The organism is Pseudomonas sp. MYb13 (genome assembly GCF_002980075.1).
GTDB lineage: Bacteria > Pseudomonadota > Gammaproteobacteria > Pseudomonadales > Pseudomonadaceae > Aquipseudomonas > Aquipseudomonas lurida.
Window position 1 is genome coordinate 1 of the sequence record NZ_PCQI01000026.1, and the last position, 18,157, is coordinate 18,157.

13 protein-coding genes are annotated in these 18,157 nt (G+C 63.1%); 4 read left to right on the forward strand and 9 right to left on the reverse strand.

Annotated features, from left to right (window positions below; genetic code table 11):
• Positions 1–32: 32 nt before the first annotated feature.
• Complete coding sequence (locus CQ002_RS26940) at positions 33–1,193, reverse strand: AAA family ATPase (RefSeq protein WP_034108583.1); 1,161 nt, start codon at positions 1,191–1,193, stop codon at positions 33–35.
• A 121-nt stretch (positions 1,194–1,314) separates the two neighbouring features.
• Between CQ002_RS26940 and CQ002_RS26945 the strand changes: the two genes are divergently transcribed.
• The 4 genes from CQ002_RS26945 (at position 1,315) to CQ002_RS26960 (ending at position 8,914) form a co-directional block, all read left to right on the forward strand.
• Positions 1,315–2,397, forward strand: coding sequence for an efflux RND transporter periplasmic adaptor subunit (locus CQ002_RS26945; RefSeq protein WP_034108585.1), 1,083 nt, complete (start codon positions 1,315–1,317; stop codon positions 2,395–2,397).
• Entirely contained in the window at positions 2,394–3,464 is a 1,071-nt protein-coding gene (locus tag CQ002_RS26950; RefSeq protein WP_034108587.1) for an efflux RND transporter periplasmic adaptor subunit, read from the forward strand. The genes CQ002_RS26945 and CQ002_RS26950 overlap by 4 nt, the downstream gene beginning before the upstream one ends.
• Positions 3,461–6,526, forward strand: a complete 3,066-nt coding sequence (locus tag CQ002_RS26955; protein WP_034108589.1) for an efflux RND transporter permease subunit — start codon at positions 3,461–3,463, stop codon at positions 6,524–6,526. The genes CQ002_RS26950 and CQ002_RS26955 overlap by 4 nt, the downstream gene beginning before the upstream one ends.
• 210 nt (positions 6,527–6,736) lie before the next feature.
• On the forward strand, positions 6,737–8,914 hold the full coding sequence (locus tag CQ002_RS26960) for a glycoside hydrolase (RefSeq protein ID WP_105161469.1): 2,178 nt from the start codon (positions 6,737–6,739) through the stop codon (positions 8,912–8,914).
• 886 nt (positions 8,915–9,800) lie between these two features.
• On the opposite strand, the gene CQ002_RS26965 is transcribed toward CQ002_RS26960, so the two are convergent.
• The 8 genes from CQ002_RS26965 to CQ002_RS27000 form a co-directional block, all read right to left on the reverse strand.
• Positions 9,801–10,427, reverse strand: a complete 627-nt coding sequence (locus CQ002_RS26965) for a bifunctional 2-polyprenyl-6-hydroxyphenol methylase/3-demethylubiquinol 3-O-methyltransferase UbiG (protein WP_069021127.1) — start codon at positions 10,425–10,427, stop codon at positions 9,801–9,803.
• Positions 10,428–10,467: 40 nt separating this feature from the next.
• Positions 10,468–11,112, reverse strand: coding sequence for a methionine ABC transporter permease (locus CQ002_RS26970; RefSeq protein WP_034108595.1), 645 nt, complete (start codon positions 11,110–11,112; stop codon positions 10,468–10,470).
• Positions 11,102–12,217, reverse strand: coding sequence for a methionine ABC transporter ATP-binding protein (locus CQ002_RS26975; protein ID WP_105161470.1), 1,116 nt, complete (start codon positions 12,215–12,217; stop codon positions 11,102–11,104). Before CQ002_RS26975 ends, CQ002_RS26970 begins: the two co-directional genes overlap by 11 nt.
• A complete protein-coding gene (locus CQ002_RS26980) occupies positions 12,214–13,029 on the reverse strand; it encodes a MetQ/NlpA family ABC transporter substrate-binding protein (RefSeq protein WP_105161471.1) in 816 nt (271 codons plus the stop codon). The genes CQ002_RS26975 and CQ002_RS26980 overlap by 4 nt, the downstream gene beginning before the upstream one ends.
• A gap of 56 nt (positions 13,030–13,085) precedes the next feature.
• Positions 13,086–14,438, reverse strand: coding sequence for an LLM class flavin-dependent oxidoreductase (locus CQ002_RS26985; RefSeq protein WP_034108602.1), 1,353 nt, complete (start codon positions 14,436–14,438; stop codon positions 13,086–13,088).
• Complete coding sequence (locus tag CQ002_RS26990) at positions 14,438–15,631, reverse strand: SfnB family sulfur acquisition oxidoreductase (RefSeq protein ID WP_105161472.1); 1,194 nt, start codon at positions 15,629–15,631, stop codon at positions 14,438–14,440. The genes CQ002_RS26985 and CQ002_RS26990 overlap by 1 nt, the downstream gene beginning before the upstream one ends.
• Before the next feature lie 40 nt (positions 15,632–15,671).
• Positions 15,672–16,913: an SfnB family sulfur acquisition oxidoreductase gene (locus tag CQ002_RS26995; protein ID WP_105161473.1), complete on the reverse strand. Its 1,242-nt coding sequence runs from the start codon at positions 16,911–16,913 to the stop codon at positions 15,672–15,674.
• 225 nt (positions 16,914–17,138) lie between these two features.
• Entirely contained in the window at positions 17,139–17,864 is a 726-nt protein-coding gene (locus CQ002_RS27000) for a hypothetical protein (protein ID WP_105161474.1), read from the reverse strand.
• Positions 17,865–18,157: the final 293 nt, after the last annotated feature.

Sequence of the window (18,157 nt, forward strand, 5' to 3'; positions counted from 1 at the left end):
GAGACAGGTTGGGGGTGGTGGACAGGCTACTGCTATTGCGGCCAATGCCAGGCCGGCGCGTCCAGGATGCCCTGGCCGACGATGCGGGTTTCCCCCAATACTTTCTCCAGCACAATCGAATTACACCCTTCATCCTGCTGCAACGCCGCGATCAGGCGGCTGGCATGGGACACCACCCATACCTGGCACTGCTGGGATGCCTGGATGATCAGGCGCGCCAATGCCGGCAGCAGGTCCGGGTGCAAGCTGGTCTCCGGCTCGTTCAGCACCATCATGGTCGGCGGCCGCGGTGTGAGCAGCGCTGCGATCAGCAGTAGGTAGCGCAAGGTGCCGTCGGACAACTCTGCCGCTGACAGCGGTCGCAGCAAGCCCTCCTGATAGAACTCAATTGCAAAGCGTCCGCCCTGCAACGGCTCAATGTTCAAGCGCGCGCCGGGGAATGCATCGCTGACCGCCCGTTGCAACGCCTCGGGGTCACCAATCTCCCGGATCGTCTGCAACGCTGCCGCCAGGTCGCGGCCATCGTGGTGCAGCACGGGCGTGCGCGTGCCTAATTGTGGCTGGCGTACCGGTGCATCCACGTCACTGCGAAAGTGATCGTAAAAGCGCCAGCCGCGAATGCTTTCGCGCAGCAGCAACACCTCCGGCGAGCCGCGCAGGCTGCCGACCTGGTCAAACAGGCTGTGGTAGTTGGGTGTGTGCTGGGCGAGGACGTCCCAGTTCCGACCGTCGCGCGCACGCACCATCGGCCCTGAGCGCTGCACCAGCAGGCTGGCCGGGCGGTAGACATGGCCGGCCCAGATGCATTCCTTCTTCACCTCCGGGTCGAGGGCGAAATAGGACAGCGTTTTTTCCGGCAGCCCCAGGGAGATGGCGTAGCTGAAGTCTTCGCCTGCAAAGCCCAGGCGCAGGCGTTTGGCACCCTGGCGGACGATGGGCTCCACCGGCACCTCACCGTTGTGCATGCGCCGGCTGATGGTCTCCGGCCCGGCCCAGAAGGTCGAGTCCAGCCCTCCTTCACGTGCCAGCGCATTGATCACCCCGCCCTGTGCGGTTTCCGCCAGCAGGCGCAGGGCGCGGTACAAGTTGGACTTGCCGCTGCCGTTGGGGCCGGTGACCAGGTTCAGCCGGTCCAGGGGCACTACCAATTTGTTGATCGAGCGATAATTGGCTACCGCGAGGGTCTTGAGCATGGGTATTCAGTCGGCTTGGGAACCATTGGAGTATGGGAGCCTCCATGCAGATAAGGAACCCTGAACTAAGCTCACAGTCGCATACACACTGGCAACTCGGCATCACGCAAAAGGAGCCTGCATGGGCGGTCGCACCTCACTATTTTTACTCAGCCTTGGCCTGGTGGCGCTGCTGAGCGGCTGTGGCGAAGAAAAGGCTGAACCCAAGGCCCATTCACGGGTATTTGTGCAGACTGTACAGCCGGCGGACTTTGCCGCGGCGGTGACGCTGACGGGGGATATCCAAGCGCGGGTGCAAACCGACCTGTCCTTTCGCGTCGGCGGCAAGATCATCCAGCGCATGGTGGACGTGGGCGACCGTGTGACGGCCAAGCAAGTGCTGGCCAAGCTCGACCCCAAGGATCTGCAGACCAACGTCGATTCCGCCCAGGCCCAGGTCGTGGCCGAGCAGGCGCGGGTCAAGCAAACCGCGGCCGCCTTCGTGCGCCAGGAAAAACTCCTGCCCAAGGGCTACACCAGCCGCAGTGAATACGACTCCGCCCAGGCCGCGCTGCGCAGTAGCCAAAGTGCCCTGGCGGCTGCCCAGGCCCAGTTGGCGAACGCCCGCGAACAACTTGGCTATACCTCGCTGATTGCCGAAGCGCCTGGCGTGATTACCGCGCGCCAGGCCGAGGTCGGCCAGGTGGTGCAGGCCACGGTGCCGATTTTCAGCCTCGCGCGCGATGGCGAGCGCGATGCGGTGTTCAACGTGTATGAATCCCTGCTGGTGGAGCCACCACCGGATGCGCCGATCACCGTCAGCCTGCTGGATAACCCAAGCATCAAGGTCCAGGGCACCGTGCGTGAAGTCACGCCTGCCGTGGCTGCCAATACCGGCACGGTGCAGGTCAAGATCGCCCTGCAGGCCCTGCCCAAGGGCATGGAACTGGGCTCCGTCGTGAGCGCCACCGCCAGCGGCCCGGCCAAAGCCAGTATCGAACTGCCTTGGGCGGCGTTGACCAAAGACCTCAGCGAGCCTGCGGTGTGGTTGATCGACGGCGACGGCAAGGCGCAGTTGCATAAGGTCACCGTGGCGCGTTACCTCACCGGCAAAGTCATCATTGGCGACGGCCTCAAGGGCGGCGAAAAAGTCGTGGTGGCCGGTGGGCAATTGCTGCACCCCGGCATGCTGGTCGAGATCGCCCAGCAAGGAGCGCAGCCATGAAGCGCCTGACAGGGATACTTGCCGCCAGCCTGTTGCTGGTGGCGTGCTCCAAGGAAGAGCCGCCGCCCGAGCCCGTGCGCCCGGTGCTGTCCATGGAAGTGACATCCGAGGACCAGGAAAACCTCGGCCGTTTTGCCGGCACCATCCAGGCCCGCTATGAGAGCAACCTGGGCTTTCGCGTGCCCGGCCGCATTGCCCGCCGTGCCGTGGACGTGGGCGCCGAGGTGGAGCAGGGCGCCCTGCTCGCCGTGCTCGACCCCACCGACCAACAGAACCAATTGCGCTCGGCCCAGGGCGATCTGGCCCGGGTGCAAGCGCAATTCATCAATGCCCAGGCCAACGCCCGTCGCCAGCAGGAGCTGTTCAACCGTGGCGTCGGCGCCCAGGCCCAGCTGGATATCGCCCAGACCGACCTGAAGACCACCCAGGCCACCCTCGACCAGGCGAAAGCCTCGGTCAACCAGGCCAAAGATCAACTCAACTATGCCCAATTGCGCACCGACCACGCCGGTATCGTCACCGCCTGGAATGCCGAGGCCGGCCAGGTGGTCAGTGCCGGCCAGCAAGTGGTGACCCTGGCGCGCCCGGATATCAAGGAAGCGGTGATCGACCTGCCTGCCGGCCTTGCTGAGCGTCTGCCGCCGGACGTGGTGTTCCTGGTCGCCGGGCAACTCGATCCCAACGTGAACACCACGGCCATCGTGCGCGAGATCGAACCCCAGGCCCAGAGCGCCACGCGCACCCGTCGTGCACGTTTGACCCTGGCCGAAACACCGCCCGCGTTCCGCCTGGGCACGGCGATCAGCGTGACGCTGAGCACGGCCATTGCCCCGCGCATCGAACTGCCCCTGAGCGCCTTGCAGGAAGTCGACGGCAAGACCCGTATCTGGCTGCTCGATACACAGAACCAGACTGTGCAGCCGCGCGACATTACCGTGATCAGCCGTGACGCCGACAGCGCCGTGCTCAACGGTGGCGTCAAGCCCGGCGAGCGCATCGTCACCGCCGGCGTGAACAGCCTGAAACCCGGGCAGAAAGTCAAAATCGACGAGGACAGCCCGCGATGAAAGGGAGCTTCAACTTATCCGACTGGGCCCTCAAGCATCAGTCCTTTGTCTGGTACCTGATGTTCGTCGCGCTGCTGATGGGCGTGTTCTCCTACATGAACCTGGGCCGCGAGGAAGACCCTTCGTTCACCATCAAGACCATGGTGATCCAGACTCGCTGGCCGGGTGCGACCCAAGAAGAAACCCTCAGGCAGGTCACTGACCGCATCGAGAAAAAACTTGAGGAGCTGGACTCCCTCGACTACGTGAAAAGCTACACCCGACCCGGTGAGTCCACGGTATTCGTCTTCCTCAAGGACACCACCAGCGCCAAGGCTATCCCGGAGATCTGGTACCAGGTCCGCAAGAAGATCGACGATATTCGCGGCACTTTCCCCCAGGGCTTGCAGGGGCCGTCGTTCAACGACGAATTCGGTGACGTATTTGGCTCGGTGTACGCCTTTACCGGTGACGGCCTGTCGATGCGCCAGCTGCGCGACTACGTGGAGCAGGTGCGCGCCGAGATCCGTTCGGTGCCGGGGCTGGGCAAGGTCGAGATGATCGGCCAGCAAGACGAAGTGATTTACCTGAATTTCTCTACACGCAAACTGGCAGCCCTGGGCATTGATCAACGCCAGGTCGTGCAAAGCCTGCAATCGCAAAACGCAGTGACGCCCGCCGGGGTGATCGAGGCCGGTCCGGAACGGATTTCGGTGCGCACCTCCGGGCAGTTCGCCTCGGAGAAAGACCTGGCCAACGTCAACCTGCGGCTCAATGACCGTTTCTATCGGCTGGCGGACATTGCCGACATCAGCCGTGGCTATGTGGACCCGGCGCGGCCCATGTTCCGATTCAACGGCAAGCCGGCGATTGGCCTGGCGATTGCCATGCAGAAGGGCGGCAATATCCAGTCGTTTGGCAAGGCCCTGCACACGCGCATGGACGAGCTGACCGCCGACCTCCCGGTGGGCGTCGGCGTGCACAAGGTGTCCGACCAGGCCGAGGTGGTGGAGGAGGCCGTTGGCGGCTTTACCAGTGCACTGTTTGAAGCGGTGATCATCGTGCTGGTGGTGAGCTTTATCAGCCTGGGCATGCGCGCGGGGCTGGTGGTGGCGTGCTCGATTCCGCTGGTGCTGGCGCTGGTGTTCGTGTTCATGGAATACAGCGGCATCACCATGCAGCGGGTGTCGCTGGGCGCGCTGATCATCGCCCTCGGCCTGTTGGTGGACGACGCGATGATCACCGTCGAGATGATGATCACGCGCCTGGAAAAAGGCGAAACCAAGGAACAGGCGGCGACGTACGCGTATACCTCCACGGCGTTCCCGATGCTGACCGGTACGCTGGTGACCGTGGCGGGCTTTGTGCCGATCGGCCTCAACGCCAGCTCGGCGGGCGAGTACACCTTCACCCTGTTCGCGGTGATTGCCGTGGCGATGCTGGTGTCGTGGGTGGTGGCGGTCCTGTTTGCACCCGTCATTGGTGTGCATATCCTCAGCGCCAACGTGAAACCCCACGCTGCAGAGCCGGGGCGCATCGGCCGCGCCTTCAATGGCGGCATGCTGTGGGCCATGCGCAACCGCTGGTGGGCAATCGGTATCACCGTGGCGCTGTTCGTGGCGTCGGTGTTTTCCATGCAGTTTGTGCAGAACCAGTTCTTCCCCTCGTCGGACCGCCCGGAGATCCTCGTCGACCTGAACCTGCCGCAGAACGCTTCGATCAACGAGACGCGCAAGGCCGTCGACCGCCTTGAAGCGATCATCAAGGACGACCCGGACATTGCCCGCTGGAGCACCTATATCGGCCAGGGCGCGATCCGTTTCTACCTGCCTCTGGACCAGCAATTGGAAAACCCCTACTACGCGCAGTTGGTCATCGTGAGTAAGGGCCTGGAAGAGCGCGGCGAGCTGATCGCCCGCTTGCAAAAGCGCCTGCGCGATGACTTCGTGGGGATCGGCAGTTTCGTGCAACCGCTGGAGATGGGCCCACCCGTGGGGCGGCCGATCCAGTATCGCGTCTCAGGCAAAGACACTGACCAGGTGCGCAAGCACGCCATCGAACTGGCGACCTTGCTGGATAAGAACAGCCACCTGGGCGAGATCATCTACGACTGGAACGAGCCCGGCAAAGTGCTGCGCATCGACATCGCCCAGGACAAGGCGCGCCAATTGGGGCTGTCGTCGGAAGATGTGGCGCAGTTGATGAACAGCGTGGTCAGTGGTGCCTCGGTAACCCAGGTGCACGACGATATCTACTTGATCAACGTGGTTGGCCGTGCCGAAGACGCCGAACGCGGTACGCCGGAAACCTTGCAGAACCTGCAGATCGTCACGCCCAACGGCACTTCGATTCCACTGTTGGCCTTCGCCACGGTGCGTTATGAACTGGAACAGCCGCTGGTGTGGCGTCGCGATCGCAAGCCGACCATTACCATCAAGGCGTCGGTGCGCGATGAGATGCAACCGACGGACCTGGTGAAGCAACTCAAGCCTGAAATCGACAAATTCAGCGCCGGCCTGCCGGTGGGCTACAAGGTCGCCACCGGTGGCACCGTGGAAGAAAGCGGCAAGGCCCAGGGCCCGATTGCGAGCGTGGTGCCGCTGATGCTGTTCCTGATGGCGACGTTCCTGATGATCCAGTTGCACAGCGTGCAGAAGATGTTCCTGGTGGCCAGCGTGGCGCCGCTGGGGTTGATTGGCGTAGTGCTGGCGCTGATCCCCACGGGCACGCCCATGGGCTTTGTGGCGATCCTGGGTATTCTGGCGTTGATCGGCATCATCATCCGTAACTCGGTGATCCTGGTGACGCAGATTCATGAATATGAGGTAGCAGGCTATACGCCGTGGGATGCGGTAGTGGAAGCCACCGAGCATCGGCGCCGGCCGATCCTGCTGACGGCGGCCGCTGCGAGCCTGGGCATGATCCCCATCGCCCGCGAAGTGTTCTGGGGGCCGATGGCGTACGCGATGATCGGCGGGATCATTATCGCTACCTTGCTGACGCTGTTGTTCCTGCCAGCGCTGTATGTGGCCTGGTACAAAATCCGCGAGCCCCAGCAGGAACAGCAGGAACAACGCCATTAAAAATGTGGGAGCGGGCTTGCCCGCGAAGGCGGTCTGTCAGTCGCACACCTGCTGGCTGACCCACCGCAATCGCGGGCAAGCCCGCTCCCACACAATGGTTCTCCACCCGCCTCAAGGGATGTATGAAACGTCCCGAATGACCTTGGGTACCTCCTGCAAGCCATCAAGTGTTCTACCCTCCCGACTTTCACCTCGTTCGGGTCCAATCCCATGCGCTACCTGCGATCCATTGTGCTGCTCTATGGTTTCTTCCTCTCGCCGCCGACGTTCGCCACGGTGTTGGAAAACGCCTTCTGGCGAGTCGAGCTCGACCCGGCCACCCTGGCCATCCGCGTTACACCGAAGGGTCAACCGGCGATACAAGCCTCCAGCGGCGTAGCGGCCCGTGCCGTCAGCCAACTTGAACACAGCAATCAGCAAGCGAGCTGGCAATGGGATGACGGCGCCTTTCGGGTGAGTGCCAGCCTTGAGCAACGTGACCTGGCGTTAGCCGTCACGGCGCGGCAAGCGGGTGAGCTGCCGATCCTCGTGCAACCGGCCAGTGCGCTGGGCAGGGGCCTGATGTGGCCGCTGGCCGAGGGGCATTACGTGCCCACCGGGAATGCCCTGTGGAAGGATTTCCTGCTGGAGCAAGTTGACGTCAACACTACCCAGGATCTGAGCCTGCCGCTGTGGGGTGTCGATCACGGCGCGGTGACCCTCAGCTGGTTATTGACCAACCCCTACAACAACCGCCTGCGCTGGCAGGAAACCCAGGCCCTGTCACTGGCCCATGAGTTCACCGCCCTCGACCCTGGCGCGCCCATAACCCTGCTGTTGCACCTGGGAGAGGCTGATCCGTTGTCCGGCGCCAAGCGCTACCGCCAATGGCTGGTTGAGCGCGGCCGTTATGAACCGTTGACGGACAAACTGCGGCAGACCCCCGAGGCCGAGAAGTTGCTGGGCGCCAGCCATGTCTACCTGTGGGGCAATGACTTGCTGGCCCCCGAAGATGTGCGCGATTGGCCGCTGTTGCTCAAGCGCTTGCGTGGGCATGCACTCCAGGGCTTGCTAGACAAGGAGTCCGCCAAGATCGTTGCGCAGGGTTCCCCGTTGAATCGCTATGAGCAGACGGTCGTGCTCCGTGGCCTGAATGCGGCGATCAACCAACAGGCGCGGCAGCGTTGGCAGGTGGAAGAACCTGACATGACCCAGCTCGCCGCGCGCTATGGCGAGCTGCGTCGCGAACTGGCCGTGGATTTTGCCGGGGCCTTGAGTGATACCCCCGCACATTGGGGCAGCCAGGTGATCCAGTCACTGCGCGGCTCAGGCCTGCCGCGCTTGCTGCTGACCCTGGGCGAGGGCTGGGAAGGCGGCCTCTGGCACCCGGAGGCGATCCGGGCCGGCGTCGACGCGGGTTTCCTGATGGCGCCCTACGACTCCTATGAAACCGCGTTGTCCGCCACGGAAAATCCGGATTGGACCACCGCTCACCTGGGCGCCAGGGCCTACCGCGAGTGCGCGATTGTGCTGAAGGACGGCAAGCTGAAAACCGGCTTCCAGCAGTCTGGACACTACACCGACCCGCGCTGCGTGCGGCCGCTGTTGGAGGCACGCGTAAAGGCTATCCAGGCAAAGGCTGGCTTCAACGCCTGGTTCCTCGATGCCTATGCCACCAGCATGGTGTTCGACAGCTACCGGGACGGCGCCCGCATGACCCAGGCGCAGAACGCCGAAGGCAACATCGACGCCTCGCGCTGGCTCAGTACCGCACTCAAGTTGCCCGCCGGTTCGGAAGACGGCAACGCCATCACAGCCGAAGGCATCCTGTTCGCGCATGGCATGCAGACGCCCGTGATGGGCTGGGGTGATCACGCCATGACCCAAGACAAGCAATCACCCTATTACGTCGGTAACTGGTACCCACCGGAGCAACCGACCGTGTTCTTCAAGCCGGTGCCGCTGAACGAGCCGTTTCGCACGGTGTATTTCGAGCCGACCATGCGCCTGCCTCTGTACCAGGCGGTGTTCCATGGCTCGGTGATCACCACTCATCATTGGCTGTTCGACAGCCTGAAGCTGAGCAATGTGCGGGCTGAGAATGAGCTGATGCAGCTGCTCTACAACGTGCCGCCGCTGTATCACTTGAGTGCTTCTACGATTAAGCAGCGTCTGCCGGTGATCCAGCGCCAGGACCGGTTTTTCCGGCCCTTGCACCAGCGGTTGGCCACCCAGGCGATGACGGGGTTTCGTTGGTTGACCTCGGATAGGCAGGTGCAGGAAACCACCTTTGCCGATGGGACGCGGTTGGTGGCGAATTTTGCCGTAGAGGAGAAAGCGGGGTTTACCGGGCGCAGTGTGACGGTGTTGGTCGTGGGTGAGGAGCCTGTGGTGTATCGGGTGAAATAGCAATCGCCGGCAAGCCGGCGGCCACAGCTGTCTTACTGTAGGCCGCGATCCAACGGTGGGAGCGGGCTTGCTCGCAAAGACGGCCTGACAGCCGACCACTCTCTAACTGTCACCCCACGATCCAAAAATGTGGGAGCGGGCTTGCCCGCGAAGACGGCCTGACAGCCGACCACTCTCTAACTGTCACCCCGCGATCCAAAACTGTGGGAGCGGGCTTGCTCGCGAAGACGGCCTGACAGCCAACCACCATCTAACTGTCACCCCGCGATCCAAAACTGTGGGAGCGGGCTTGCTCGCGAAGACGGCCTGACAGCCGACCACTCTCTAACTGTCACCCCGCGATCCAAAACTGTGGGAGCGGGCTTGCTCGCGAAGACGGCCTGACAGCCGACCACTGTCTACCTGTCACCCCACGATCCAAAAATGTGGGAGCGGGCTTGCCCGCGAAGGCGGCCTGACAGCCGGCCTGGATGTCGGATCAGGCCGGGTACATATCCGTTATTTAGGTAACGGCTGCTATGGGTTCCGCCCTTACGGCGGGTCACTTTTGGAAAAGAGCCCGGAATGCCGGCCCAGCCAAAAGTAACCAAAAGGGCTCTTGCCCCAACACTCGGCACCTCGCTCACGCTCGGTGTGCCCGTAATCCGACAGTGATTTGGGGGGCCGCCGCCACGCGCCCTCCATGGCGCGGGGCGGCTAAACCGGCATCCCTGCCGGTTTACCCCCCAAATCCCTGTCGAATTCCGGCCAGCGTGTTTGATGGGGCGCCTGAGATCAAAAGCACGATCAAGATCACGATCAAGAGCGGCTCGCTTCGCATCGTGGTTAGGGTTAGGTTGGGGTTGGGGCTGCAAAGTTTTTCTAGGTTGGTCCAGGTCATTCAGCCCTACCGTTTGCGCCACACACTGGCTAACCAAGGTTGTTGCTCCCGAGGCAAGCCTGCGGGACGGTAGTAGTGCTCCAGTTCCACAAACCCTGCTTGCGTCAGCAGCGCTTGCCACGCCTCCAAGTCGTGGTAAGCCCCATACCGAGGTCCATTCCAGCCTTCTTGGTTTTCACCCCTAGGGTTGGAGCTGAACAGCACGCCTCCCGGCTTCAACGCGCCCTGTAACTGCTTGAGCACACGCGGCAGTTCCTGCTTGGGAATATGGAACAGCACCGCGTTGGCGAAAATCCCGTCGAAGCGTTCGGCAGGCAGGTCCAGCTTCAGGAAGTCCTGCTGCATCACTTCGCAACCACTGTCTTCGCGCGCCATCTGTGCAAACCGCTCCGAGCCATCCAGCCCGACGGCGATATGCCCCATGCGGGTAAAGGTCTGCAAGTCGCGCCCCGGCCCGCAGCCGAAATCCAGCACGGTAAACGGCGCCGAACCCTGGATATGCCGCAGCAGCGCGTCGATGTTCTGGCTCACATCGTGGTCGCGGGTGCCTTCGCGGAAGTCCTCGGCCACGCTGTTGTAGTGGCCGAGGGTGGTGGCGGTGATGGTGTTGAGGTCGTCGGGCTTGAGGGTCATGACGGGTAGTACCGGGCGTCTTCGATGGCCCGACTATACCTCACCTCTTGTTCAGCACCCGGGCCAGGCGATCACCACCGAGTTGAATCACCGCCACCAGGATCACCAGCAGCACAATCACGGTCAGCATGATCTGCGTATCAAAACGCTGGTAACCGTAGCGGTAGGCAATGTCCCCCAGCCCGCCCGCACCGATCGCGCCCGCCATGGCCGATGAGTTGATCATGGTCACCAGTGTGATGGTAAACCCGCCGACAATCCCCGGCAGCGCTTCCGGCAACAGCACGTGCCATATGATGTGCCAGCGGCGGCAGCCCATGGCCTGCGCGGCTTCGATAAGGCCGTGGTCGACCTCGCGCAGGCTCACCTCGGCGATGCGTGCAAAAAACGGTGTGGCGGCGATGGTCAGCGGTACGACGGCAGCCCATACGCCGTAGGTGGTGCCGACGATCAGCCGGGTGAACGGGATCAACGCCACCATCAGGATCAGGAACGGAATCGAACGGAACAGGTTGACGAACGCCCCCAGTACGCGGTTCCACGCCGGCGCCTGGTAGATGCCGCCTTTGTCGCTGGTCACCAGGAACACTGCCAGCGGAATCCCCACCAGCAGCGCGATCAGCGACGACACGCCGACCATCAGCAAGGTGTCGATGGCGCCCTGCACTAAACGATCAAACCACATGGCCCAGCACCTCCACCTGTTGTGCCCAATGGCCGGCGCGCTTGCGCAGTTCTTCGGCGCCGTGGGGTGAGCCGTTCACCGCCAGCAGCAGTTGCCCGAGGGCATGCCCCTGGATGCGTTCCACGCCGCCTTGCAGCAAGCGCACGCGCCCGCCGAGGGCGCTGAACAGCGCGGCCAGGTCCGGCTCGTCGGTGTCGCTGCCGGTGAACTGCAAGCGCAGCACAATCGCCGCGTCCGCAGCCCCAGGTGTGGGTTGCAAACGGCTTTGCAACTCTTCCGGCAACCCATGCTGCAGCGGTGCCAGCAGGGTCTTGCTGACCTCATGTTGCGGGTTGCCGAACACTTGCCATACCGGGCCTTGCTCGACGATACGGCCATGCTCCAGCACCACTACGCGGTCGCAGATCTCGCGGATCACCGCCATCTCGTGGGTGATCAATACGATGGTCAGGCCCAGGCGCTGGTTGATCTCGCGCAGCAAGCCGAGAATCGATTGGGTGGTCTCCGGATCGAGCGCCGACGTGGCCTCGTCGCACAGCAGGATCTGCGGGTCATGCACCAACGATCGGGCGATGCCCACGCGCTGTTTCTGCCCGCCGGACAGCTGCGCCGGGTAAGCCGTGTGTTTGTCCTGCAGGCCCACCAGCTCCAGCAGCTCGCGCACCTTTTGCTCACGCTCGGGCTTGGGTACGCCAGCGACTTTCAGCGGCAACTCGACGTTCTGCCACACGGTCTTGGCCGACATCAGGTTGAAGTGCTGGAAGATCATGCCGATGCGCCGACGCAGCGCCACCAGGCGGTCTTCATCGAAGTCGCCAATGTCGACCTGATCGATCAGCACGCGTCCGCTGCTCGGTTGCTCGAGGCGGTTGATGGTGCGGATCAGCGACGACTTGCCGGCGCCGCTGCGGCCAATGATGCCGAACACTTCACCGCGCTGGATCGCCAGGTCGATGCCTTGCAAGGCATGCACGCTGCCGTCGTAGGTCTTGCCCAGGTTGATAAAGCGTACATGGGCACGGTTCAGGTCAGGGTGCAGTTCTGTCTGCTCGGCGTCCCTGGGCGGCAAGCCCAGGTCGCGCAGTTGAGAGTGGGCGGCGGTCATTTTTTATCTTCCCAACCGACCTGGTAGAGCTTGCCGAGGGACTTGTCCAGTGCAGCACGAACGACCGGCGAGTGCTGGTAGATGTCGACAAACTTGATCACCCGCGGGTCGGTTTTGCTCTTGGGCTGGATCACGAACTGGATCACGTACTCCGGATGGTCGAGGCCGTCGAACAACAGCGCCGACTCGGCATCGAAGGTCTTGGACAGGCGGATATACGCCGGGTAGCCCTGTACCAGGTCGGCATCGTCATAGGCGCGCACCAGTTGCACGGCCTCGACTTGCAGGATCTTGATGTTCTTGGGGTTGGTGACGATGTCTTCTTCGGTGGCCTTGTAGCCCACGCCTGGCTTGAGGGTGATCAAGCCCGCCTTGGCCAGCAACTGCAGGCCGCGACCGCTGTTGATCGGGTCGTTGGCAATCGCCACGCTGGCGCCTTCGGGCAGGTCGCTGATGCTCTTGTACTTCTTCGAATACAGGCCGACGTTGTTGATGATGCCCGGCGCATACGGCACCAGGTCAAAGCCGGCGGCGGCCTTGGCGTTTTCCAGGAACGGGATGTGCTGGAAGTAGTTCACGTCGATATCGCCAGCCGCCAGGCTGACGTTGGGCGCGATCCAGTCGGTGAACTCCACCAGCTCGACCTTCAGGCCTTGCTTGCCGGCCTCAGCAACAGCGGCTTCGAGGGGAATGGCGAAGGCGGCGGTGGTGCCGATCTTCAACGGTGCATCGGCGGCGAACACCGCCGAGCTGAACAGTCCGAAAGCCAGGGCCAGTGCTTTGACTGGGTGGGCGAGCAGGGTTTTTTTCATGGTCTATTTCCAGTCATGGGGTGTTGGTGCAAACAATCGAGTTCCAGCGTTCTGCTTCAGTGGCGGTAGGTGGACCCGGTGTGTTGTTCGGGCAGGCGAGCGCGGCCGTGGAAGACTTTTTCCCGCAGTGTTCCCTGTTCATATTCAGTCTTGTACGAGCCACGCTTTTGCAGCTCCGGCACCACCAGGTCGATAAAGTCCACGTAGCTTTCCGGCGTGACGATGCGCGTGAGGTTGAAGCCGTCCAGGCCGGTTTCGCTGATCCAGGATTCAAGTTCGTCAGCGACTTGTTCGGGCGAGCCGACCAGGGTGATATAGCGTCCGCCGAGGGCGTGCTGTTCCAGCAACTTGCGCCGGGTCCAGTCGTTGTTCTGCAGGTTCTTGGTGGCTGACTGGATCGCGTTGCTCTTCACGTACTGGATCGGCTCGTCCAGTGCGTACTGGGCAAAGTCGATGGCGGTGGAGGCCGAGAAATGCGCCACGCCGGCTTCCGGGCTGGCGTAGCTCAGGTACTCGGCATGCTTGGCCCAGGCGAGTTCTTCAGTGGCGCCCACGATCACGTTGAGGCCCATGAACACTTTGATGTCATCCGGATTGCGCCCGGCCTCGACCGCGCTGGCGCGCACTTTATCCACCTGTGCCTTGGTCGCGGCCTTGTTCTGGCCGCTGATGAAGACGCACTCGGCATGGCGCCCGGCAAACAGCAGGCCGCGGTCCGAACTGCCGGCCTGGAACAGCACCGGCGTGCGTTGCGGCGAGGGTTCGCACAGGTGATACCCCTCCACCTGGTAGAACTCGCCGTGGTGCTCGACCTTGTGCACCTTGCCCGGCTGCGCATACACCCGCGCCTGCGGATCATTGAGCACTGCATCGTCTTCCCAGCTGCCTTCCCAGAGTTTGTAGAGCACCTCCAGGTACTCATCGGCCTGGTCGTAACGGCGGTCATGCTCGACCTGCTCGGTGAGGCCCATGGCCTTGGCGGCGCTGTCGAGGTAGCCGGTGACAATGTTCCAACCCACTCGGCCGCGGCTCAGGTGGTCCAGAGTGGACATGCGCCGGGCGAACAGATACGGCGGTTCGTAGGTGAGGTTGGCGGTGAGGCCAAAGCCGAGATGGCGGGTGACCGCAGCCATGGCCGAGACCAGCAGCAAGGGGTCATTGACCGGCAGCTGGATCGACTCCTTGAGCGGCACGTCGATCGAGTCCTGGTACACATCGTAGACGCCGACGATATCGGCAATGAACAAGCCGTCGAACAGCCCGCGTTCCAGGGTTCTGGCCAGGTCGGTCCAGTACTCGAGGGTCTTGTACTGGGTGGACGTGTCCCGTGGATGGGTCCACAGGCCATGGTTGATGTGCCCGATGCAGTTCATGTTGAAGGCATTGAGCAGGATTTTTTTCTTCGCCATCAGATGGTCCCCCGCAGTGGCGGGTTTTCAGCGTTGAGGTAGTAATTGCCCACCGCGTGATACTTCCAGCGCACCGGGTCGTGCAGGGTGTGCACGCGGGCGTTGCGCCAGTGGCGGTCGAGACCGTGCTCGGCCAGGGTTGCCTGGCTGCCGGCGAGTTCAAACAGGGTGCTGCCGGCGGCCAGCGAGATTTCGGTGCTCAAGGCGCGCACTTCGGCGACGGCGATCGAGGCGGCCGCAACGGTCTCGGCATTGTTGTCGGCCTGGGCGCGGTCGAGGAATTCGCCCGAGCGTTCCAGCAACGCCTCGGCGGCGTGCAGGCGGATGCTCAGGTGGCCGAAGCTTTTCAGGGTCAGTGGGTCTTCGCTGGCTTTGTCGCTGCTGGCGTCGATCCACGGACGGGTCTTGGTGCGCACAAAGTGCAGCGCGTCTTCAAAGGCGGCGCGGGCAATACCGGTGTCGATGGCGGCGTGCAGAATCTGCGCCAGGGGCCCGACCGTGGTCGGGCGCTCGAAGGCGCTCTGGAACGGGATCACATCCTGGGCGGCGACCCACACGTTGTCGAACACCACCGACCCGCTGCCGGTGGTGCGCTGGCCGAAGCCGCTCCAGTCGTCGATCACGCTCAAGCCTTCGCTGTGGCGCGGGACAAAAGCAAGTTGCTGCACCCCGTGTTCATCCACCACCGAGGTGGGGATACGCTGGGCGTAGATCGCCCCTGTGGAATAGAACTTGCGTCCGCTGATACGCAGACCGTCACCGTCGCGGGTGAGTGTGGTGACGCGATCATGGGCCGTTTTGGTGCCCAGCTCTGCCAGGGCGTTGCCGAAGCGTTGACCTGCCAATACCTCGGCATACAGGCGGCGTTGCTGCGCCGGGCTGCCATTCACGCGTAGCACTTCCAGGGCATAGAAATGATTTTGCGGGATCTGGCCCAGGGAAGCGTCCGCCTGCGCGATCAAGGCGATGACCTTGGCCAGGGTGACATTGGAAACGCCCGCACCACCGTACTCCTTGGGCACGCTGATACCCCACAGGCCGGAGCGCGAAAACGCGTCCAGTTCGGGCAAGGGCAGGCGGCGCTCGCGGTCGCGCTGTGCGCTGTCGCGGCGAAAGTCTTCGGCCAGGTCGCTGGCGACAATAAGGGCTTGTTCGTCGCTGGTGATAACCGCGACGTGAGTAGAGACAGTCATGTTGTTCTCCAGAAGCTCGTGGAAAAAGTGTTCTGGTCGGTTAAATCCAGGAGTGACGAGCGGGCAACGTGCCGTTCAATCGATAGGCGCCGATGGCGTGATACTTCCAGCGCACGGGGTCATGCAGGGTGTGCACGCGCGCGTTGCGCCAGTGGCGGTCGAGGTTGAATTCGGCGAGGGTGGCGCGGCTGCCGGCCAGTTCGAAGAGCTTTTCGCTGACCAGCAGCGACACTTCGGTGGTCAGCACCTTGGCCTCGGCCACCGCGATGGATGCCCGCGCAGCAGACTGCGCAGTGATCGGCGCGGCGCTGACGTGGTCCAGCACCTGGCCGGCCTTGCGCAGCAGGGCTTCGGCGGCGTGCAGTTCGATCTTCAGCCTGCCGATGTCGGCGATCACGTACAGGTCATCGCTGGCGCGTTCGACCTTGGCGTCGATCCATGGGCGCGAGCGCTCACGCACGAATGCAAGGGTGTCGTCCAGTGCTCCACGGGCGATGCCGGCGTCGATGGCCGCCTGGATCAACTGCGAGACAGCGCCCTGGACCGTCGGTGTTTCGCCGATACGCCAGTTTTCGATCACCAGTTCGGCGTCCACCGGCACCTGGTCCAGCAGCACGGTGCCGCTGGCAGTGGTGCGCTGGCCGAAGCCGGACCAGTCATCGACGATGCGCAGCCCTTGGGTGCCACGGCGTACGAACGCCATGACCTGCTTGCCGTCATCGTTCAGCGCTTTCACCGCGACCCAGTGTGCAAACAACGCGCCGGTGGAATAGAACTTCTGGCCGCTGATCACATAGCCGTCACCTTCGGCGGTGATGCGTGCCTTGAGCTCCAGGGTGTTTTTGGTGCCGCGTTCCGGGCCGCCATTGCCGATGCGCCAGCCGTCGAGGACGCTCTGGAACAGCTGCTTTTTCTGGCGCTCGGTGGCGGCGCCCTGCAACAGCTGCAGGATACCGAAATGATTCTGCGGGATCTGCCCGAGGGCCGGGTCTGCCGCGCTGATGATCGCGAATACCTCGGCCAGGGTCACGAAGGACACCTGCGGGCCGCCGTACTCACGGGGAATGGAAATACTGCCCAGCCCACTGCGGGTGAACTGCTCGATCTGTGCCCACGGCAGCTTGCGCTGCTGGTCGCGCTTGGCGGCTTGCAGGCGCGCAGCCTGGGCCAGCTCATGGGCAGCCTTCAGCGCCTCTGCATCGTTGCGCAGCACGGCGGCCGGCAACAGCAGGGGGGCTACGTCCAGATCACTCTGGGGGGGTGTTAGAGCCAAGTTAGACATCAGCGCCGCTCCTTGGCTGCACGTAATGCCCTGGCGTTACGCACCGGGGTAATCCTGACCATACCGACCTCGCATTCAATGAAATAAAAACAGAAAAATCAGCGATGTCCGGTGGTCCGGTGCATATACCCTAAGCTTGTTAAATATTTAAATAAACTAACTTTTGGGAATATGCATAGAAGGTCTGTCACCCAGGTCGCCGGGCGAGCCCGGTGCGCGCGGCTGCTAGATCCGCGCGGCCCCGGCCGCTCGGGTTGGCGCCTCGGCGGCAATGCGCAAGGTACGGGCTGGCGCCCAGCGTGAATTGTTGCCGACACGATCCAGAATGCAGTACGTCACCTCCAGCCGGCAGTCGTCGCCGGCCTCGGTGATGAGCGCCGACGGCACCCACACCTGCACTGCAAGGCCCACGTCCTGGGCCTGGAGCTTCGGCAGGTCCAGGCGCGCATCGCCCCAGCGCACGGTGATGGCGTCGCCGCAGGTCATATTCAGGTACGGTTCGATGGTCAGGGGGATACCGCGCCGCACCTGGCTGGCGTTGACGCCGTAGCGGCGGATGGCGTCGGGCAAGCCTACGGGGGCAAGGTTCTGGTTCTCATCGCGGTACAGGGACGAGGGCTGGCCGCCTGGAGGGTGGGTCTTCACGCGCAGGTGCGCCATGGCCGAGCGTGTAGGCGCACGCCCGATTTGCATGACCCGGTAGTGCACCCGGGCCGGGCCCTCCAGCACGAAACTCTCCGGGATTCGCAGGCGGGTAACCGTGCCGATCTTGCAGGCGGTGACGCGGCGCGAGGCGGCGAAGCAGTTGTTCCAGAACAGCTCGACCAGGTCGCCTTCATCCATGCCGGGATACGGCGCAATGTCGACCTGCAGGTGTGTGGCGGCGAGGGCATTGATGCCATTGCCGATGGCCTGGGGCAGTGTCGGTGCGGTGAGCAGGGGGTGCGTCATAAGTATCTCCTTGATGCAGCCAGCAGCAATCGCTCCGGACCGTTGGCGCAGGTGTGCGCGGCGGGCCGAACGGGACGATTCAGTGAGTAGCCGGGATAGGATCCAATCCTTTGGACGTTAGATAAGAGGGTTGGCCGAGGGGCGTCAATGGCGGCAAAGGGCTAAACGGCGGTGTTGGAGAGATTCAGAATGGTCTGACTGGGAAGGGGCTTTTCAGAAGGGGGGACCAGGGTGTTTTACGGTGCGTAATGAGCATGCATTGTAGGAACGCCCTCGTGGGGGCGCTGGCTTGC